Origin of the sequence: Amycolatopsis sp. NPDC057786, from assembly GCF_042797905.1 — a bacterium.
Taxonomy (GTDB): domain Bacteria; phylum Actinomycetota; class Actinomycetes; order Mycobacteriales; family Pseudonocardiaceae; genus Amycolatopsis.
In genome coordinates, this window is sequence record NZ_JBHVKW010000081.1 from 20,425 (window position 1) to 40,446 (window position 20,022).

19 protein-coding genes are annotated in these 20,022 nt (G+C 69.7%); 9 read left to right on the forward strand and 10 right to left on the reverse strand.

Annotated features, from left to right (window positions below; translation table 11 throughout):
* Positions 1–7 precede the first annotated feature (7 nt).
* A complete protein-coding gene (locus tag ACFVM3_RS31180; RefSeq protein WP_378443515.1) occupies positions 8–715 on the forward strand; it encodes a response regulator in 708 nt (235 codons plus the stop codon).
* Positions 716–1,084 (forward strand): DUF4345 domain-containing protein, encoded by a 369-nt coding sequence (locus tag ACFVM3_RS31185; protein WP_378443516.1) that lies wholly within the window; start codon positions 716–718, stop codon positions 1,082–1,084.
* A gap of 84 nt (positions 1,085–1,168) precedes the next feature.
* Here the strand turns inward: ACFVM3_RS31185 and ACFVM3_RS31190 are convergent, their stop codons facing one another.
* On the reverse strand, positions 1,169–1,513 hold the full coding sequence (locus ACFVM3_RS31190) for a hypothetical protein (protein WP_378443517.1): 345 nt from the start codon (positions 1,511–1,513) through the stop codon (positions 1,169–1,171).
* Positions 1,510–2,451 (reverse strand): DMT family transporter, encoded by a 942-nt coding sequence (locus ACFVM3_RS31195; protein ID WP_378443518.1) that lies wholly within the window; start codon positions 2,449–2,451, stop codon positions 1,510–1,512. Before ACFVM3_RS31195 ends, ACFVM3_RS31190 begins: the two co-directional genes overlap by 4 nt.
* Before the next feature lie 101 nt (positions 2,452–2,552).
* Here ACFVM3_RS31195 and ACFVM3_RS31200 point away from each other — a divergent pair, with 101 nt between their 5' ends.
* Positions 2,553–3,485, forward strand: coding sequence for a LysR family transcriptional regulator (locus ACFVM3_RS31200; protein ID WP_378443519.1), 933 nt, complete (start codon positions 2,553–2,555; stop codon positions 3,483–3,485).
* Positions 3,486–3,547: 62 nt separating this feature from the next.
* Positions 3,548–4,216 carry an alpha/beta fold hydrolase gene (locus ACFVM3_RS31205; RefSeq protein WP_378443520.1) on the forward strand — a complete coding sequence of 223 codons (669 nt, stop codon included), beginning with the start codon at positions 3,548–3,550 and terminating at the stop codon, positions 4,214–4,216.
* On the opposite strand, the gene ACFVM3_RS31210 is transcribed toward ACFVM3_RS31205, so the two are convergent.
* From ACFVM3_RS31210 to ACFVM3_RS31240, 7 genes are all read right to left on the reverse strand, one after another.
* Entirely contained in the window at positions 4,213–5,256 is a 1,044-nt protein-coding gene (locus tag ACFVM3_RS31210; RefSeq protein WP_378443521.1) for a serine/threonine-protein kinase, read from the reverse strand. The two genes, ACFVM3_RS31205 and ACFVM3_RS31210, sit on opposite strands and share 4 nt — an antisense overlap.
* Before the next feature lie 13 nt (positions 5,257–5,269).
* Complete coding sequence (locus ACFVM3_RS31215; protein WP_378443522.1) at positions 5,270–6,889, reverse strand: serine/threonine-protein kinase; 1,620 nt, start codon at positions 6,887–6,889, stop codon at positions 5,270–5,272.
* Between the two features lie 219 nt (positions 6,890–7,108).
* Positions 7,109–7,957: a hypothetical protein gene (locus tag ACFVM3_RS31220; RefSeq protein ID WP_378443523.1), complete on the reverse strand. Its 849-nt coding sequence runs from the start codon at positions 7,955–7,957 to the stop codon at positions 7,109–7,111.
* A 255-nt stretch (positions 7,958–8,212) separates the two neighbouring features.
* Positions 8,213–9,445, reverse strand: coding sequence for a hypothetical protein (locus tag ACFVM3_RS31225; protein WP_378443524.1), 1,233 nt, complete (start codon positions 9,443–9,445; stop codon positions 8,213–8,215).
* 338 nt (positions 9,446–9,783) lie between these two features.
* Positions 9,784–10,089, reverse strand: a complete 306-nt coding sequence (locus ACFVM3_RS31230; RefSeq protein ID WP_378443525.1) for a hypothetical protein — start codon at positions 10,087–10,089, stop codon at positions 9,784–9,786.
* 150 nt (positions 10,090–10,239) lie between these two features.
* Positions 10,240–10,527 (reverse strand): chorismate mutase, encoded by a 288-nt coding sequence (locus ACFVM3_RS31235; RefSeq protein WP_034304455.1) that lies wholly within the window; start codon positions 10,525–10,527, stop codon positions 10,240–10,242.
* Between the two features lie 171 nt (positions 10,528–10,698).
* Positions 10,699–11,118 carry a DUF1707 domain-containing protein gene (locus ACFVM3_RS31240; protein WP_378443526.1) on the reverse strand — a complete coding sequence of 140 codons (420 nt, stop codon included), beginning with the start codon at positions 11,116–11,118 and terminating at the stop codon, positions 10,699–10,701.
* 90 nt (positions 11,119–11,208) lie between these two features.
* Between ACFVM3_RS31240 and pcrA the strand changes: the two genes are divergently transcribed.
* The gene (gene pcrA, locus ACFVM3_RS31245) at positions 11,209–13,614 is read left to right on the forward strand and encodes a DNA helicase PcrA (protein WP_378443527.1); all 2,406 of its coding nucleotides are present in this window, start codon (positions 11,209–11,211) and stop codon (positions 13,612–13,614) included.
* Positions 13,615–14,324: 710 nt separating this feature from the next.
* Here the strand turns inward: pcrA and ACFVM3_RS31250 are convergent.
* On the reverse strand, positions 14,325–15,011 hold the full coding sequence (locus ACFVM3_RS31250) for a M23 family metallopeptidase (protein ID WP_378443528.1): 687 nt from the start codon (positions 15,009–15,011) through the stop codon (positions 14,325–14,327).
* A 586-nt stretch (positions 15,012–15,597) separates the two neighbouring features.
* Here ACFVM3_RS31250 and ACFVM3_RS31255 point away from each other — a divergent pair.
* From ACFVM3_RS31255 to sucD, 4 genes are all read left to right on the forward strand, one after another.
* Positions 15,598–17,439 (forward strand): hypothetical protein, encoded by a 1,842-nt coding sequence (locus ACFVM3_RS31255; RefSeq protein ID WP_378443529.1) that lies wholly within the window; start codon positions 15,598–15,600, stop codon positions 17,437–17,439.
* Positions 17,436–17,795: a hypothetical protein gene (locus ACFVM3_RS31260; protein WP_378443530.1), complete on the forward strand. Its 360-nt coding sequence runs from the start codon at positions 17,436–17,438 to the stop codon at positions 17,793–17,795. The genes ACFVM3_RS31255 and ACFVM3_RS31260 overlap by 4 nt, the downstream gene beginning before the upstream one ends.
* Positions 17,796–17,912: 117 nt before the next feature.
* Complete coding sequence (gene sucC / locus ACFVM3_RS31265; RefSeq protein WP_125680032.1) at positions 17,913–19,082, forward strand: ADP-forming succinate--CoA ligase subunit beta; 1,170 nt, start codon at positions 17,913–17,915, stop codon at positions 19,080–19,082.
* Position 19,083: 1 nt separating this feature from the next.
* Positions 19,084–19,971 (forward strand): succinate--CoA ligase subunit alpha, encoded by an 888-nt coding sequence (gene sucD / locus ACFVM3_RS31270; protein WP_005165134.1) that lies wholly within the window; start codon positions 19,084–19,086, stop codon positions 19,969–19,971.
* Positions 19,972–20,022: the final 51 nt, after the last annotated feature.

Sequence of the window (20,022 nt, forward strand, 5' to 3'; positions counted from 1 at the left end):
GGTCGCTATGCTCACGGGACAGGGCGAGCGAGGGAGCATCGTGACGGAGAACCAGCAGACGCGGGAGCCGGTCAAGGTCTTCCTCGTCGACGACCACGCGCTCTTCCGCGCGGGTGTGCGCACCGAACTGGACTCGATCACCGACGACGTCCGCGTGGTCGGTGAGGCGGGCTCGGTCGCCGAGGCGGTCGCGGGTATCGCCCGGACCAAACCGCAGGTCGTGCTGCTCGACGTGCATATGCCGAACGGCGGCGGCGCCGAGGTGCTGCGCCGGATCCGGCCGGAACTGCCGGACGTCGTGTTCCTCGCGCTGTCGGTCTCCGACGCCGCGGAGGACGTGATCGCCGTGATCCGCGCGGGGGCGCGGGGGTACGTCACGAAGACGATCTCGTCGAAGGAACTCGTGCGCGCCGTCGTGCGGGTCTCGGACGGTGATGCGGTGTTCTCGCCGCGGCTGGCGGGATTCGTGCTCGACGCCTTCGCCGACCGGCCGGGTTCCGCGCCGATCAGCGACCCGGATCTCGACCTGCTGACGCCGCGGGAGCGCGACGTGCTGCGGCTGCTCGCGCGCGGATACGCGTACAAGGAGATCGCGTCCGAGCTGTTCATCTCGGTGAAGACGGTCGAGACGCATGTGTCGAGCGTGCTGCGGAAGACGCAGCTTTCGAACCGGTACGAGCTTTCGCGCTGGGCTTCCGACCGGCGTCTCGTCTAGGTGGCGCCTGTTCTCATCGGCCTGGTGGCCGTGTTCTTCCTGGGCATGGGGCTGCTCGGGCTTGTCGCGCCGGAACGGCTGATCCGGCCGTTCGGCATTTCGCTGAGGTCGGCGACCGCGCGGACCGAGGTGCGCGCGGTTTACGGCGGCTTCGGGGTGGCTGTCGCGGTGCTGCTCGGGTTCGCGGCTTTCGACGTCGGCGGGATCCAGCGGGGCGCCGCGATCGCGGTGGCCGTCGCGCTCGTCGGGATGGCCTTCGGGCGGCTGGTCGCGCGGTTCGCGGAGCGGCCCGAGCGGTTCTATCCGAGCTGGCTCTACTTCTGGGTCGAGATCGTTCTCGCCGCTCTGCTCGTCCTCGCGACCCTCTGACGCCCGACCTGCGTTTAGCGGGCTAATCGCGATCCGGCGAGCCCCCAGGCCCCACCGCATCGCGTTTAGCCCGCTAAACGCAGGTCAGCGGAATTCGTGCGTGACTTCGATCTTCCCGACGATGTGCGCGTTGAACTCGGCGAGGTCCTCGGCCGGGACCCAGAGCTCCAGGATCGTCTTCCCGCCCGCCTGCTGGACGGGGTACCGCTCGACGAACGCGGTCTCGACCTCGAACCGCGTCACGAACCCGGCGCCGTCGTACCGCACGTTCCAGTCGCGGGCGATCTTGATCGCGTAGTCCTCGTTCAGCACCGGATAGAAGATCGGCTGCTCCGGCAGCCGCGGCGGCCACTCCCGCCAGCCCGACTCACGGACGAGGTCGAGCTCGACGGGGCCGGTCGGCCGCCACAACGTCGTCGTCGCGGTCACGGCGCGGCCTCCCCGGCGGCGGCGAGAGGGCGCTCGACCTGCGGAGTGGTAGCAAAGGTCCCTTGCTCCCTCGGTCGGAGCCTGGTCAGCGCGACCCCGGCCAGCACGACGACCATCCCGGCGATCACCCGCAGGTTCAGCGGCTCGGCCAGGAACACCGCCCCCAGCAGCACCGACACCACCGGCAGCAGGTACCCGACGATCGACGCCGCGACGGCGCCCTCGCTCGCGAGGAGCTGGTAGTTCAGCGCGAACGCGATCCCGGTCGACCCGATCCCCAGGATCACGACCGCGACGACCGCGCCGGTGCTCAGGTGGACCGGCTCGAAACCGCCCATCGGCATCGCGAGCAGCATGAACCCGGTCGCCAGCAACATCTGTCCGCCGGCCAGCGCGAGCGGCGAGTCGCCGGTGCCGGTGAGGTACTTGCCCTCATAGACGAAGGCGAACCCGTAGCTCGCGGCCGCCGCGAGGCATGCCAGCGCGCCCCAGCTGAGCAGGCCGGACGCCTCCCACGGCGCGAAGATCAGCAGGATCCCGGCGAGCCCGACGACGAGTCCGGCGACCCGCACCGCGGTCATCTTCGTCCGCGCGCCCATCATCGGAGCGGCCAGCAGCACCCACAGGGGTGTCGTCGAGTTCAGCACCCCGGTGATCCCGGAGTCGACGGTCAGCTCACCCCACGCGAACAGCAGGAACGGCAGCGCGTTGTGGAAGAACGCCGCGACGGCCAGATGTCCCCAGATCCGCCGTCCCGACGGCAGCCGGTCCCGGCCGAGGTAGCAGAGCCCGATCAGCACCGCCGCGCCGAGCGCCACCCGCGCCAGCACCAGCTGCACCGGCGTGAAGGCGCCGAGCCCCAGTTTGATCCAGAAGAAACTCGATCCCCACATGAGCGCCAGCGCGCCGATCCGCAGCAGGGTCTTCGTCTCGCCCACCCAGTCCTCCTTATGTGCCTGGGCCAGCTTCGCCGCGACGACGCGTAAGGACAAGCGAAAATAACTGCAGGCAGCCTTAAGAAGAACTGTAAGATCGGGGCATGCTGGACGTCCGCCGCATGCAGGTCCTCCGAGCCGTGATCAGCAGTGGTTCGATCACCGCCGCCGCCCGGAATCTCGGCTACACACCTTCCGCGATCAGCCAGCAATTGTCCACCCTGGAAAGGGAAGCCGGGGTCGAACTGCTCGAGCGCGTCGGCCGCGGCGTGCGGCCGACACCCGCCGGTTCGCTGCTGTCCGAACACGCGGAAACGCTGAGCACCCAGCTCGCGAAGGCCGAAGCCGCGCTCACGGAACTCAAGGAAGGCCGCACCGGCAGGCTCGCGATCCGCTACTTCGCCACGGCGGGCGCCTCGCTGGTGCCCTTGGCCGTCGCCGCCCTGCGCCGGGAGTTCCCCGGTGTCCGCCTCGACCTGAAACTGGTCGAGCCCGACGATTCGATGCCCGAGATCGAGTCGGGCAAGGCCGACGTCGCGATGATCGTGCTCCCCAGCAGCACTCCCCGGATCAAGGGGGTCGAGTACGTCCACCTCCTCGACGATCCGTACCGCGCGATCCTGCCGAAGAACCACCGGCTCGCCCGCAAACGCGTCCTCGATCTCGGTGAACTCGCCGAGGACCCGTGGGTCGGCGTCGACGGTCTCCCCGGCGCCTGCCGCGACATCCTGCTCGACGCCTGCGGCGCGGCCGGATTCGCCCCGAACCATGTCGTCGAATCCGAGGATTACCAGACGGCACAAGGGTTCGTGGCCGCCGGGCTCGGTGTCGCGCTGATCCCGGAGCTCGGCCTCGGCGCCCCGCATCCCGGCGTCGCCATCCGCAAGGTCCGGCGGCCGGATCCGGTGCGGTCCATCCACGCCGCCGTGGCCGCGCACGCCAGGGAACACCCCGCGGTGCGCCGGTTCCTCCTCGCGATCCGCGAAGGGGCCGGACAGGTAGGCGGGACTGGCCGAGTGGGCACGAAAACCGGCTGAGCTTGATCAGCCGCGCCGGCGGTCGACAACCTGGCAGGGAACCCGCCAGCGAAAGGACCCCGGTGCGTCCCCTGATCGTCCTGCACGGCTCTTGGCACCAGCCCGCCCATTTCGACGACTTCGCCGAACGCCTGCGCCGGGAAGGCGCCGAGGTCACCGTCCCCGACCTGGGCGGCCGTCCGATCGCCGAAACCACCCGGACCGTCCAGGAACTCGTCGACCGGGCGGCCGAGCCGCCGGTAGTGCTCGCGCACTCGTTCGGCGGGCTCACCGCCGACGGGCTTCAGGGGATTTCGCACCTGATCTACCTGGCCGCGATCGTCAGCGAGCCAGGGGAGACCGCTCAGTACTGGGTCGAGCGGATCACGGAGGAAACCGGCCGTGAACCCGGCCAAGTGCCCTTGACCTTCGACGAAACGGGCCTGACCCATCTCGACCTCGCCGCCGTCCGCGACGCGATGTACGCGGACTGCACGGACGCCGTCGCCGAGCGCGCCATGTCCTTACTGCGCCCGGAACCCGTCACGATCTTCGACGAGTCGCCGGAAGGCTCGGCGTGGAAGGACACCCCGACCACGTACATCGTCTGCACCGAAGACCGTGCGCTCGCACCGGAACTGGTGGCTCACAGCGCCGCGCGCTGCGACACGACGGTGACCTGGCGGGCGAGTCACAGCCCGTATCTCAGCCGTCCGGTCGAACTGGCGACGCTGGTCCTCGAACGGCTCTAAATGAGGAACAGCTCCGCGAACAGCACACCGACGAGGATCGCCGCCACGACGGCACCCGCGACGATCAGCCATTTCCGGGTGTCCGGCGACTTCGCCGCCATCGGCGCGGCGGGAGCGTACTGCTGTGATGGCGGCGCGTACTGCGGCTGCGGCGGCTGATACTGCTGCGGCTGGTGCTGGGGGAACTGCGGAGCCGGTTGCTGCGGCGCCTGCTGCATCGGCACCGGCATCGAGGCCGGGACCGTCGGCATGGCGGGCGCGGTCGGCGGGATGAACGCGGTCTGACGTCCCTCGGTGATCGCGTTCAGGGAACGCACCGTGTCGGCCATCGTCGGCCGCGCGTCCGGCTCCGCCCGCAGCATCTTGCGCAGCGCGCCCGCCAGCGGCCCGGCGGTCTGCGGCGGCCGCTCCGAGGACTCGCCGTCTTCACCGAACGGCGGCACACCCTCGACGGCGGTGTACAGCGTCGCGCCCAGCGAGAACACGTCGGACGCCGAAGTCGCCGGTTCGCCGCGCGCCACCTCGGGCGCCCGGTACGCGGGGCTCGGCCCGCCACCGGTGATGCCGATGTCGGTGAGCTTCACGCCGCCGTCGTCCGCCAGCAGGACCGTACCCGGCTCGACGGTCCGGTGCACCACGCCAGCTTCGTGCATCGCGGCCAGCGCGCGGCCGAGCACGATGCCCAGCCCGGCCGCCTGTTCCGCGGTCAGCCTGCCGTGCTCGGCGAGGAAGGTCGCCATCCCGCGGGACGGGATGTACTCCATCACCAGCCACACGTCCGGTCCGTCGGGCAGCACGTCGTACACCTTGATGGCGGTGGCGTGCTCGAACTTGGCCGCGTCCTTGCCTTCTTGGACGACGACGGCCTTGGCCTGCTCGGCCCGGTCCGGCGGCAGGCCGACCGGCAGGTACATGCGCTTCATCGCGACCGTGCGCAGCAGGCGTGTGTCGAACGCCAGCCACACGATGCCCGCCCGGCCGCGCCCGATGGGCTGGTCCAGGCGGTACCGGCCGCCGACGATGGAACCTTCAGAACTCAATTGCAGCCTCGGATCAAGTGCCAGCCGGGGTCGAAGTCGGTGTCTCCGTGTTCGACTGAGTTGTCGGGGTGGTCGGAGTCGGTGTCTTCGTCGGTGTCGTTTTTGTCGGAGTCTTCGACGGTGTAGTCGGATCCGGCTCGTCCGTCTGCGTCGCCCTGCTCGTCGTCTTCTTCGACGAGCTGGTCTCCTTCGGCGGCTCCGCCGATTGCGTTTCCGTCGGCGTTTCCGTGGTCTCCGGAGCCGACGACGTCGCCGACGGGGACGGCTTCGTCGAGGACGAGTTCCCCACCTGCGCGGGTGCTTCCGGGTTGTTCGGGCTCAGCAGCCAGAACCCCAGCGCTGCCAGCGCCACCACCACGACACCGCCGATGATCGCGGGCTTCTTCCACGCGCCCGGCTTTTCGTCGTCGTCCTCGTCCACCGGGCTGGTCTGCGCGCGGGTGGGCGGCGGCGGGGGCGGGTCGTCGTAATCGTCGTCGTAGGGATCGTCGTCGTAGTCGCCCGCGGGGATCGGGACGGCGCGCGTGGGCGCGGGGCCGCCGCCGGGGTGGCCGCGTTCGGCCAGCAACGCCGTCTCGTCGTAGTTGTCGTACCCGTCGTAGTCGTCTTCCGGGTAGCCCGACGCGGGCGGCTGGTGGTAGTCGTCCTCGTCGTCGTAGTACGACCCGGCCGCGGCCTGGTCGTCGAGGAGCGAGCCGGAGTGACCGGCGGCCTCGCTGTCGAGGGCCTGGGTCACGCCACCGCCGGCGAGCGCGCCCGCGATCGGGGCGGCGAGCACGGTGTCGTCCGCGGGGCCGCCCAGCGGCGTTTCACCCCGCGCGACGGCGGCGAGAAGCTCTTCGCACTCTTCGGCGGTGGGGCGGTGCCGCACCTCCGGGTGCAGCAGCACGGCCAGCACACTGGCGAGCGGGCCGGACTGACGCGGCGGGATGATCTGCCCGGCCGCGACCGCGTGCAGCAGGCTCAGCGTGTTCTCGCTGAGGCCGAACGGCGGCTGGCCTTCGCAGGCCGCGTAGAGCGTCGAGCCGAGCGAAAAGACGTCGGACTCCGGGCCGGGGTCGCCGCCGATGGCCACCTCGGGCGCCAGATAGGCGGGGGTCCCGGCGATCATCCCGGTCTTCGTGACCGTGACGTCGTCCTTGGCCCGCGAGATGCCGAAGTCGGTGATCTTCACCGTGCCGTTGGGCGCCAGCAGGATGTTGCCCGGCTTGATGTCCCGGTGCACGATGCCGACCGCGTGCGCCTCGGTCAGCGCCGCCGCGACCTGCGCGCCGATCCGCGCGACCTCCGTCGGCGGCAGCGTCCGCTCCTCCTGCAGCACCTGGGCGAGGCTGGTGGAGTTCAGGTACTCCATGATCAGGCACGGCTGGCCGTTGTCGTCGGTGACGACGTCGAACACCGAGATGGCGTTCGGGTGGTGCAGTCTGGCGGCGATACGCCCCTCGCGCATCGTGCGCTGACGGGCGTCTTCGGCGTCGTGGGCCTCAAGCCCGGGTTGCAGAAGCAACTGCTTGATCGCCACCGTGCGGCCGAGTACCTCGTCGTGCGCTTGCCACACGGCCCCCATCGCGCCCGTGCCGATCCGCCCGGCGATGCGATATCGACCGGCGACCAGGCGACCCTCGTCGCTCACGCGACCTCCCTTTGGGCTCCGTCTTCACGACGCGGAATCGTCCGCGTACGCGGTGCGGCCTTCAGCACGCCACAGCGTTGGAGCGTATGCACATGTAGTGGTCTGTGTGCCGGCTTTTCCGAGACCGACTCGTGACAAGGCTAGGCGCTCACTCTGCGCACACACACGCGGCACACTCTGATCGCCCTGGGTGGAGGGCCGTTACACGCGCGGTGTCCGTCACATGTGCTGCGCGGACAGCAGCCGCGCGTCGGTGATCAGGCCGGAGGTCTCGTCGGCGAATTCCAGCACCTGCGTGACCCGCAGCAGTCCGCCGTCCGGGTTGCGCATGGTCACGACGGCGAGGATGGTGCCGTCGCCCTGTTCCCGGATGTCCTGGATCTGGATGGCGTCCATGGCGCTCCACGCCTCGATCAGCATGCCGGCTTCGGACTCGGCCAGCACCGGCGTGATCAGCGACATCGCGCCGTACGGATCGGCGTCGACGGTCTGGTAGAACTTCCGGACCGCGTCGATCTTGTCCTCGGTCGTGCTGACCGCGGCGGGCTTGACGGCCGATGGCGAGCTGGTGCTGCTGGACGACGAGCCCTGCGGCGGGAGCGAAGTGCCCGAGCCGGTACCCGAAGATGGCTGCGATGTCGTGCTGGTGCCTGACGGAGTCGGCGTCTCCTGCTTGCGCTGCAGTTCGGTGGAGTCCGGGACGGCGAGCCCGCCGAGCGCGGCGGCTCCGCTCATCGCCTCGGGTGCCGCGGCACCCGGCACGGTTCCCCGCGGCTGACCGCCCGCGAGCACGCCCGCGGTGACGACGGCGCCCGCGACCAGGAGTCCGGCGGCGACCAGACCGGCCAGCTTGGCCCGCCGGGCGGCTCGGCTCTCCGGCTCGTCCACCTCGGGCTCCGGCTGCGGCGACCGCTCTTCGCGGCTGCGGGCGGGAACGAACTTCTGCGGCTCGCGGAAGACCTGTTCGAGGTACTCGCGGTCGACGCGGGTGTCGTTCAGGATCTCTTCCGGGATGACGTCCTCGACACGTACGGCGTCCTCACGCCGTATGCGCTGTCGATCAAGCACGAAATTCCTCGCTCTGGTCCGGGGCAGGCGCTGGGCCGTTCGGCCGACGCCTTTGGTCCGCGCGGCCGTCTTCTGAACGGTGCGGACCTTGCAGTCGTCAGGTAACCCTGTGCGGACGGTCCACGGCCAGGGGCCATCGCCGGAATGCCGTCGCGATACGACGAACGGCAGCTTAGGTCACCCACCCGGACCAGGGATGACCGCTCGGCGCACCGCACGTGCAGAGGAACAGGACACCTGCACGTGCGTGGTCGCCTACATACCGTCGTCGACGATCTTGTCGTCCTCGCCGAAGGTGAACGTGCGCTGCTCCATGGTCTTCGTGCCGTCCTTGTGGGTGACCTCGACGGTGTTGACCGTGACTCCGCGGCGCTGGTCGATGCTGACCTTCTTCACCTCGAAGTAGGCGACATCGCGGTAGCGGTCCCGGAGGCCCTCCGCGCCTTCTTCGCGGAGGCCGCCGGAGGTCACCGAGGACGCCTCTTGGGGGTTCGTGGTGACCGAGTTGAGGAAGATCTCGGAGTTGTCGCCCATCGCCTCCGCGTCCGGCTGGGACGCGTACCAGGGGGCCGGTGTTGTCGTGCGGTCGGCGGGGACGACCGGCGGTTTCCGGGGCTGGTCGCTCGACGACGGCGCGGGCCGCCCGGACGTCGCCGGGCCGCTCGAATCGGGCTGCGACGAGCCCGTCCCGGCGCTTTCGCTGTCCGAGGGGGTGCCCGAGTTGGCGGAGCTGCGGTCGTCCCTGGTTGAGGACTCGCTCTCGGATTCGGACGGGTTGCCCGCCGCGCCGCCCTGCGGCGGGGTGGCCGGATGGCCGGCGAGACCGTCCTGGGTCAGCGGGCTGCCACCGCGGTAACCGGGCCAGCCGCCCTGGCTCTGCTGTTCGGGGAGGGGTTTGCCGACCAGGTACGAACCGGCGAAGAGCAGGCCGACCACGACCAGCGCGGACGCCGCCGCCGCGAACCAGGCGGCCTTGCGCCAGGTCTTGGGCGGTGTCACCGAAGCGGGCACCGTGCCGAGGTCGAAGGTGCTCAGACCGTCGACCGGCGGGGCGAGATAGACACGGACGTCGTCGTTGTCGTCGATCTCCACCGGTTCGGGACGCCGGGGAGCTGGGGCGGTCAGCGTCACCTTCGTGCGCTGGGCGGCCTTCGCGCGCCGTTCCTCGACGGGAGACGGGACGGGTTCGGTGAACGAGACCTCGACACGGGCCGGGCGGTCCACGGGTACCTCGCGAGCGGGCTGGGGCAGCGGCAGACGGCCGCTCGATGGGGCGTAGCCGGGGCTCGGCGCCCTCCCGTCCCGCGGTGGCGGCAGGGGGAGGGAACCGGTGGAGGGCGGGGCGAACTCACGGTGCGCGTGATGCCCGTGCCCGGTGGGACGCCGATGCGGCGGCACGGTGGGAGTCCAGCCTTCGGTACCGCCCGCCCGGTGGCGGCCCGTTTGCGTGGCGCCGTTCCGTCCCTGGTGTTCCGCCCAGCCGTTCATGTCCGAGCGACCCCCTCACAGGCCGGCCCTGACGGCGATGTGACACCGGTTAAGCCGAACGGAGCAGCGGGTTCACGGGATCCCTCGCTTGCAGACTCCCAAGCAGTCTCGTGAGCAAATGCACGCGCATACGACTGGGGGCGCGCGGGGCCATCGCCCCCGCGCGCCATGCGGGCATCGCCCGACCCAGACGCAAGGGTCCACACGAGGACCACACTAAAAGTTCGACACCCGCAAGTCTTCACCCACTCTGCAAGTTGCAGATGTTTCACTCGGTCGGGCGCGGCCGAACGGGCCTCGGTGACGTTACGGAGTGCTATCGGCGCTGGTGAAGCCGTTCAGTTGCCGCTGCGGTACTTCTGCTGGGTCGATTGCAAGGCTTTCGTGGCGGTGATCCCGCTACCCGCCGCAAGCAAAATGGCGATGACGTCGAGCGTCGTTCCCCCACTCGTGAGCAGCCAGGCGAAAAGCGACGCGGCGGTGGTACCCGCCGCGATCGGCCAGCGCGACTTGACGTACTGGGCGATGGGGGTGCCGCCCGCGCGCTTACCCGCCGCGTTGTTCAACATGGCGAGATAACCGAGATGGCCCAGCGCGGCGAGCACACCGGCGATCGCGATCACGACGGCGATGAGGTTAATCATGTGTCCAGTTTGCCCTGTCCCCGGCCGTCGTGGCTCGGGGAACACCCTGAGTTCCGCCTCACGGCACTGGATCGTGACGTGGCCGGATCGCGTTTAGCCCGCTAAACGCGATCCGGGTGCGTCGCGGGAGCAAGGGACCTTTGCTACCACCTACCGCCCCAGCCTGCCCCGCCCGAGGTTGAGCAGCGCCATCGCCAGCTGCCGTCCCTCCGGCCCGAGCTCGCGGTAGCGCGCCAGCACGTCCATCTCGCGGTTGTAGACGATCCTCGTGCCGCCCGCGGCCATCCTGGCCGCACCGATCGTCTTGGAGACTTCGACGCGGCGTTTGACCAGCCGCAGGATCTCGCCGTCGAGGAAGTCGATCTCCTTGCGGAGCTCGCCGATCTCTTCGGCGGTGGCGGTGGGTTCTTCGGCGTCCGGCTTCTGTGTGGTGCTCATCGGGACCTTTCTTCGGTCCGGATTCCCTGCTGGCCCCCGGAACAGCGTAAAGCCCCGGGGTCCGTGGACTCCGGGGCTTCGGGTGATGGCATCGGCGGCACTATGCGATCACGGGAGCCGGAGTCCGGTTCCCGTAGAAAAATCGCGTCGCGTGGTGCCGCATGCCCGTCATTATGCCACAGCGACGCCGTCCTCCGGCTCGAAGCGGCGGCGCGCTCCGCGGACACGGGCGTGCACGAGGACGCTCATGGCCAGCCAGAACATCGGCATCGCGGGCCAGAAGAACGGCACCTCCGAAACCGTCCATCGGACGATCAGCAGCACCGAAAGCACGACGGCGACCGCGAGGTGGATCCGCACCGCCGGATGCCCGAAGGCGACCAGGCGCCGCTTCGGCACGGGTTTCGGCAGATCCGAGGTGAGCGCGACGAGATCGTCCGTGTACTTGGCGGAATACACGGCGCTCAGCCGGTCTTCCACTTCTTGGAGAGTGAGACGGCCTTCACCGCCGGCGGCCTGGACGCGGGTGGCGACCCGCTCCCTGTCGACGTCGGCGGCCCTGAGCCGGGAGGGAATTCCGTTGGTGTCCATGGCATCCGATCCTCCGCCGCGAACACCCCTCGCGCGTCGGACGGCAGGCGTCAACACCGCCTACGCCCGGCGCTGTAGCGTGGACCGGCGATGAACACCCTCTTCGATCTCCCAGCGGACGGTCCGGCCAAGTCCCGGCACTCGGACCTGCTCGACGACCTGAACCCGGCGCAGCGCGAGGCCGTGACCCATGCGGGCTCGCCGCTGCTGGTCGTCGCGGGCGCGGGTTCCGGCAAGACCCGGGTGCTGACCCGGCGGATCGCGTACCTGCTGGCCGAACGGGACGTGCACCCCGGCCAGGTCATGGCGATCACGTTCACCAACAAGGCGGCCGCGGAGATGCGGGAGCGGGTGAGCGACCTCGTCGGCCGCCGCGCGAACGCCATGTGGGTGTCGACGTTCCACTCCATGTGCGTGCGGATCCTGCGCCGTGAGGCCAAAACGCTGGAGATGTCGTCGAGTTTCTCCATCTACGACTCGGACGACACGAAGCGGCTCATCACCCTCGTCGCCCGCGATCTCGACATCGACCCGAAGAAGTACGCGGCGCGCACGCTGGCCGTGCACATCTCGAACCTCAAGAACGAGCTGATCGACCCGGAGACGGCGGTCGCCGACGCGGGCAACGACCTCGAACGCCGCGTCGCCGAGGTCTACGTCGAGTACCAGCGGCGGCTGAACCAGGCCAACGCGTTCGACTTCGACGACCTCATCATGCGGACGGTCGAACTCCTGCAGCGGTACCCGGACGTCGCCGAGTACTACCGGCGGCGGTTCCGGCACGTGCTGGTCGACGAGTACCAGGACACGAACCACGCGCAGTACACGCTGGTCCGCGAGCTGGTGGGCACCGAGGCGAACGAGGCCGGGATCGAGCCCGCCGAACTCTGCGTCGTGGGTGACGCGGACCAGTCGATCTACGCCTTCCGCGGCGCGACGATCCGCAACATCGAGGAATTCGAACGCGACTTCCCGAACGCGCGGACCGTGCTGCTGGAACAGAACTACCGCTCGACCCAGACGATCCTGAACGCGGCGAACGCGGTCATCGCGCGAAACCCGAACAGGCGCGCGAAGCGGCTGTGGACCGATTCCGGTGACGGCGAGAAGATCGTCGGCTACGTCGCGGACAACGAGCACGACGAAGCGGCGTTCGTCGCCGGCGAGATCGACGCGCTGGCGGACAAGGGCGAAGCGGACTACTCAGACGTCGCGGTCTTCTACCGCACCAACAACCAGTCCCGCGTCTTCGAAGAGATCTTCATCCGCCTGGGTCTGCCGTACAAGGTCGTCGGCGGGGTGCGGTTCTACGAACGGCGCGAAGTCCGCGACATGCTCGCGTACCTGAGGGTGCTGGCGAACCCGGAGGACACGGTCAGCCTGCGCCGCATCCTCAACGTCCCCAAACGAGGCATCGGCGACCGCGCCGAAGCGGTCATCGCGACGTACGCCGAACGCGAGCGCATCTCGTTCGCGCAGGCGTTGCGCGGCGCCGTCAACGGCGAGGTGCCGTTGCTGAACCCGCGTTCCGCCAAGGCGATCACCGGTTTCGTCGAGTTGATGGACGAGCTCGGCGAGGTCGTCGAGAGCGGCGCGGAAGTCGCCGACATCCTCGAAGCGGTCCTGGAGCGCACGGGCTACCGGACGGAACTCGAGGAATCCGAAGACCCGCAGGACGCGTCGCGGGTGGAGAACCTGACGGAACTCGTCACCGTCGCGCGGGAGTTCACCGAATTCACCACCGAGGTCGCCGGTCCGGACGGCGAACTGCCGGAGGCCGAGCCGGGTGTGCCGGAGCCGGGCTCGCTGCCCGCGTTCCTGGAGCGGGTCTCGCTGGTGGCGGACGCGGATTCGGTCCCGTCGCCCGACGGCGGCGACGACGGTGAAGGGCATGACTCGGGCGTGGTCACGCTGATGACCGTGCACACCGCGAAGGGCCTCGAATACCCGGTCGTCTTCGGGACGGGCTGGGAAGACGGGATCTTCCCGCATATGCGCGCGCTCGGTGACCCGACCGAGCTCGCCGAAGAGCGCCGGCTCGCCTACGTCGCGATCACGCGGGCGAGGAAGAGGCTGTACGTCTCCCGTTCGATGGTGCGCTCCGCCTGGGGGCAGCCGCAGATGAACCCGGCCTCGCGGTTCCTCGACGAGCTGCCCGCGGACCTGGTCGACTGGCGCAGGCTCGCGCCTTCCTCTTCCTCCGGCGGTTTCGGTTCGTCGGGTGGATCGCCGCGTGCCGCGACGACCTGGGGGAGCCGCGGCGGTGGCTCGTCGCCATCGAGGTCGGTGAGCACGAGCCCGTTCGGCAAGGGCTGGAAGGACACCGTCGCGCTCAAACTGGACGTCGGCGACAGGGTCAGCCACGACAAGTACGGGCTCGGGACCGTCGTCGCCTGCGACGGCGCGGGCCCCCGTGCGACGGCGACGATCGACTTCGGCGCCGCCGGCAAGGTCCGGCTGATGCTCATCGGCAGCGTCCCGATGGTCAAACTCTAGCCCTGACCTGCGGTTTCGCCGCCGCTCACGAAAACTGTCGGACCCCTCCCGTATACCTGCGCCATCGAACACGAGTTCGATGCGCTGGGGTAGGCTGGACGAGCCGGTGTGCCCCGATCAGGAGGAGGGGGCACACGGTGTGGACGGGGTCTTGTTTGGGGTTCTCTCGAGTGGGGTACTCGAATACCTGCGGGGTGTTGAAGAAGGGGCGGGGACGGATCGGGGTCCGGAACCGCCGGAAGTGCTCAGGCTGGTCGCGGCCTGGCGCGCGTTACTGCGGGCACACGAACCGGACGGGGCCGGACGGTGTGTCGTATGCGGTCACGCGCGGCGATGGCTGTTCGGGCCGCGGCCAGCCGGGTGCCGAACTCTTTCCCGGGGACTTTTCGCCGGATGGCGGCCGAGTGAACGGCGCCCGGCGGGTCTCTGCACGGTCTGGCAGATCGCCGTGGGGTACTTCGTCCGGAAACTGCCCGGCGGCGTCGCGTGAGGGCTTTGAGGGTCCGGAAGACCACACCTGCTCCGGGCCGGATGGCCTACGACGCTTCCCATTGGCTTCGAAGCCAACGTTCTCGAAGTCGTTGTCCTCGAAGGGGGAAGCGGAGGTCTTGAAGGCGCGCCAGAGCGTCGTCGCCCGGCGCGCCCTTGCCGCGGGCGGAGTCACTGGTGTGGTGAAAAGGTGTTGCGGTGAAAGGAAAGCCGGGGCTCGATCAGCCGACGTTCACGCCACGGGCGGCGAGCCACGGGCGCGGGTCGATCTTCTTCGTGCCGTTCTGCCATACCTCGAAGTGCAGGTGCGGGCCGGTGCTCTGACCACGGTTGCCGACCTCGGCGATCTCCTCGCCGCACTTGACCTTCTGGCCTTCGCGGACGGAGAACGAGTTCATGTGGCCGTAGACGTGGATGGTGCCGTCGGCGAGCTGGACCTTGACCCAGAGGCCGAAACCGCTGGCCGGGCCGGCTTCGACGACCGTGCCGTCGGAGGCCGCGACGATCGGGGTGCCGATCGGGGCCGCGATGTCGATGCCGAGGTGGCTCGTGCCCCACCGGGCGCCGAAGCCCGAGGTGAAGGTGCCCTTGGTCGGCATGCAGGTCTTGGGTCGCTTGGCCTCTTCTTCGGCCTTGCGGGCCGCTTCGGCCTCACGCTTGACGCGGGCCTGGGTGATGCTGTTGTTCTCCGAGAGCTTCTGGGCTTCGGCGGAGGCGTTCGTCGACTGGCTCGTCGGCAGCAGCTCGGGGGCGCCACCACCGGCTCCGCCGCCGAGGGCGAACGAGGCGCTCGCGTCCTGGGTACTGGCCAGCGGGGTGACGGCGGCGTCGGAGGATTCCGAAACGGACTTCAGGGTCTGCCCGGCAGCGGCGGCCGCGAAGGCGCCGGCAGCGACGGCCGCGACCACGACACGACCACGAAGGGCCGAGGACGGGGGCGACAGGCGGTGCGAGCCCCGGACGCGAACGACCGCACCATCGAGTGCGTTCTCGAGCGCCGGGGAAGGAGCTTGGCCGCCGGGGGAGCGGTGTGAAGCCAAGACGGGGCCTTCCGTGTTCGGGGAGTCGGATCAAGAGCCCGGGCGGGGGATCCCGGTGAACGACCTCGGGGGTGGTTCGTTCGGTGCTCTCATTCGTGATCTGACTGTAATGGGGACCCCGGGACAGTAACGAAGCGGCACCCCGATCAGCAAGATCTGGCGGCGCTCTCGGCCGATCGGGCGACGGCGATCTGGCCGTTGTCCAGTGAGGATTACCCAAAGTTAAACCAGGTTTACTCACAACCGTGTGACTTGCGTTACAAGATCAGAGGGCCGTTCGGGGGTACCGGGGGGCCGGAAAGGGGGCAAACGAGGGAAATAAGTAGTTGCCCGACGGTGTTGAAGCAGGTTTGACCGCGGCTAGGCCACTTCAAGGGCCTGACTAGGCGCCGGTGAGAGCTGGGGCGCCCTGCTGCCGGGCCCCGCCGGCCCCGGCTTGCTAGCGTCGCCGTCGATGACTTCGCGCTCACGGCACCCTGGCGACTCCGCCGGGCAAGCCGTCCCCGGTACCGCGTCCGCCGAACTTCTCCGGAGCGAACCGGGCTCCCGCCCGCGAGCGCTCCTGCTGTCGGCGGGGTTGGTGTCGGCCGGTGCGGTCGCGCTGGCCGCCGGCGCGCTGCTGCCCGTCATCCAGGGCGGTTCGCCTGGTTTCACCGCCGCTCCTCTGCTGGTCGTGCTGGCCTTGGCGCCCGCGGCGGCCGTGCTCTACGCGGTGGTCACCGGACGCACGGGACTCACGGCGGGGCTGGTCCTCGGGCTCACCGCCCTCGCGCCCGGACGGCTGCTGCTGGACCTGCAGCTGCTCGCGGACGGCTCCCTCGCCGCGCGTCCGGAACTGTTCCTCGCCGACCGGCTGCTCGCGCTCCCCCCGGCGGGGCCGGGACTGTGGCCGCTGGTGGCGGGCCACCTGCTCACGCTCGCGGCCGGGGCGTTCGCCGCCGGAGCCGCCCGTGACGAAGCGGAACTGGCGGGTGAACTCGACGGACGGCGGCGCTGGCGGCTGCTCGGTCCCGTGCTCGGCGTGGCGGGCGGGGTGGGCCTGCTGCTCGCGCCGCTCGGTTCGGGCAACGCGTACCTCCTGGCCAAGAACGCCTTCGAGGGCCCGACCGTCGCGATGGCCGGATACCTGTTGCTCGCGGCCTTGCTCCCGCTGACCGTGCTCGTGGCGGTGAGTTCGCCTTCGGCAGGGGTCGGCAAGGGCGGATTCGCCGGAGCGGGGTTGGCGGCGCTGGCGGTCGGTGTCCCGCCCGTGATCGCGGGGCTGGTCGTGGACCGGCTCTCGGTCGCGCCGGGATCGGTGGTCGTGACCGTCGCGGGACTGGCGCTCGTGGGGCTGGCCTTTACGCGGTTCGACGTCGCGGAAGTCGGCGAGGCCGTCACCGGTGACCAGGCGGGTGAGGCCAAGCTGCCGGGACTGTTCTGGTGGCGGCTGGTCACCGGCGGTCTGGCGCTGCTCGCCGCCGCGGCCGCGGTCGCGGGTGCGCTGACCCCGGTACTGAAGGCCAACGGGCCGACGCCGGTTCCCGAGACACCGGCGCGCTGGCTGCTGCTCGGCGCCGCGGTCGTGCTCGCCGTGCCCGCGCTGTTCGTCTTCGTGCCGCGGCTCTCGGCGTTCGCGAGGGGAGTCGTCGCGGCCACGTGGGCGGGTGTCGTCCTCGCGGGCGCGGCGGTGCTGAGCGCCGCCTTGTCCGTGACCGAGGACAAGGCGGTCGACCCGGGGCTCTTCGGCGTCGACCTGCCGGTGCCGTTGCCGGACAAGGTCGGCTTTTCGGCTGGCCCCGGGGTCACGTGGACGTTCATCGCGCTCGTGCTGGCGGCCGTGGCCGCGCTCGCGGCGGTGATCACCGGCGTCGTGGAACGTGACGTCTCCGACGACGACTCGGAAATGGACACCGGCCTGGACGGAACGCGGGCGAGCGGGAACGTGCTCACCCCGCTCGTCGCGGCGGCGGTACTGGCGATCGCCGCGTTCGGCACGCCGGTGTTCACCGCGCCCGGCTACATCGCACCCGGGCTGTGGTCGGACTTCGGCGCGGCGTCGTGGGGCCTGCTCGGCGCGCTCGCGGTCGTTCTCGGCCTGTACGCGCTCGTCCCGCGGTCACGGCCGGCCGCGGCGGCGTCCGCCTTGGCCGGGGCCGCGCTGGTGCTCGGCCTGCGCGCGGCGGAACTTCCGTTGGTCGGCTCGGAGTACGACGGCTCGTCGGCCGGGATCGGGTTCTGGCTCGCGCTGGGCGCCGCCGTCGTCACCCTCGTCACGGCCGGGATGGCTGTCGCGGGCTCACGGCGGGCCGGATGACGCGCCGTCTCCTTCGTGTCGTGCTGGCCGAGTTCGACGTCGAGGAAGGCGCGGCCGTCGCTCTCGGGCGGCTGCTGCGCGACGACGGCGTCGAGGTGGTCTACGCCGGGCGTCTCGACACGGTCGACCAACTGGCCAGAACGGTCGAACAGGAGGATCCGGACATCCTCGGCGTCCTGTGCGGCGCGAGCGAACCGGAAGGCCTGGCCGACGCCGTCCCCGGGGTTCTCCTCTTCGCGGTCGGTAACGGTCCGAGCGGGTTCGAGAACTCCTTCGAATCCCTGGAAAACGCGGCGAACTGGGTCTCCGGTGTGCGGTCTCACACCGTGGAAACACCGTCTGACCGCGTACGGTGACCGACTTCACCAGGTGCGGAGTCCCCTGCTTCTGCGCAGGTCGCTAACCTCGACTGGTCCGACAGCGCGGTCCGGCAACGGACCACCACAGTGGCGTGTCGTCAGGAGACTGGAGTAGTGGACCTCTACGAATACCAGGCGAGGGATCTCTTCGCCGCCCACGGAGTACCGGTTCTGCCGGGTGCCGTGGCAAACACCCCCGAAGAAGCCAAGGCCACCGCCGAGAAGATCGGCAACCAGGTCGTCATCAAGGCTCAGGTCAAGACCGGCGGCCGCGGCAAGGCGGGCGGCGTCAAGCTGGCCCAGACGCCGGATGAGGCCGCCGAGAAGGCCGAGGCGATCCTCGGTCTGGACATCAAGGGCCACATCACGCGTCGCGTGCTGGTGGCCGAAGCCTCGGACATTTCCGAGGAGTACTACTTCTCCTTCCTGCTGGACCGTGCGAACCGCACCTTCCTCGCGATGGCTTCCGCCGAAGGCGGCGTGGAGATCGAGCAGCTGGCCGTCGAGCGTCCCGAAGCGCTCGCGAAGATCCCGGTCGACGCGATCATCGGTGTCGACAAGGCGAAGGCCGTCGAGATCCTGACCGCGGGCAAGTTCCCGGAGAAGATCGTCGACGAGGCCGCCGACGTCGTCGTGAAGCTCTGGGAGACCTTCGTCTCCGAGGACGCCACGCTGGTCGAGGTCAACCCGCTGGTCCGTGACCCGCAGGACAAGATCATCGCCCTCGACGGCAAGGTCACCCTCGACGAGAACGCCTCGTTCCGTCAGCCGGGCCACGAGGCCCTGGTCGACAAGGACGCGGAGAACCCGCTCGAGGCGAAGGCCAAGGCCAAGGACCTCAACTACGTCAAGCTCGACGGCGAGGTCGGCATCATCGGCAACGGCGCGGGCCTCGTGATGTCCACGCTGGACGTCGTGGCGTACGCGGGCGAGAAGCACGGCGGCGTCAAGCCCGCCAACTTCCTCGACATCGGCGGCGGCGCTTCGGCCGAGGTCATGGCGGCCGGTCTGGACGTCATCCTCAACGACACCGACGTGAAGAGCGTCTTCGTCAACGTCTTCGGTGGCATCACCGCTTGCGACGCGGTCGCGAACGGCATCGTCGAAGCGCTGAAGATCCTGGGCGACGAGGCCACCAAGCCGCTCGTCGTGCGGCTGGACGGCAACAACGTCGTCGAGGGACGTCAGATCCTTGCCGACGCGAACCACCCGCTCGTCACCGTGGTGGACACAATGGACAACGCGGCCGACAAGGCCGCCGAGCTCGCCGCGGCAGGTGCGTGAGATGTCGATCTTCATCAACGAGAACAGCAAGGTCATCGTCCAGGGGCTCACCGGCTCCGAGGGCATGAAGCACGCGACCAAGATGCTGAAGTCCGGCACGAACATCGTGGGTGGCGTCAACGCCCGCAAGGCAGGCCAGACCGTCTCCATCGAGGGCAAGGACCTCACCGTGTTCGGCACGGTCGAGGAAGCCATCAAGGAGACCGGCGCCGACGTTTCGGTCATCTTCGTGCCGCCGAAGTTCGCCAAGGACGCGGTCATCGAGGCGATCGACGCCGAGATCCCGCTCGCCGTGGTGATCACCGAGGGCATCCCGGTGCACGACTCGGCCTACTTCTGGGCGCACGCCGTCGCGACCGGCAACAAGACCCGGATCATCGGGCCGAACTGCCCCGGCGTGATCAGCCCCGGCAAGTCGAACGCGGGCATCATCCCGGCCGACATCACCGGTGCCGGCCCGATCGGTCTCGTGTCGAAGTCGGGCACGCTGACCTACCAGATGATGTACGAGCTGCGTGACATCGGTTTCTCGACCGGTGTCGGCATCGGCGGCGACCCGGTCATCGGCACGACGCACATCGACGCCCTCGAGGCGTTCGAGGCCGACCCCGAGACCAAGGTCATCGTGATGATCGGCGAGATCGGCGGCGACGCCGAAGAGCGCGCCGCGGCCTACATCAAGGACAACGTGACGAAGCCGGTCGTCGGCTACGTCGCGGGCTTCACCGCGCCCGAGGGCAAGACCATGGGCCACGCCGGCGCCATCGTCTCCGGTTCCTCCGGCACGGCCGCCGCCAAGAAGGAGGCCCTCGAGGCCGCCGGCGTCAAGGTCGGGAAGACCCCGAGCGAGACCGCCGTCCTGGCGCGCGAGCTGTACAACAGCCTCTGATCTTCGGAGACTGACGCTTTCCCCGGCGGGCCGGGCACCCTCACCGGTGCC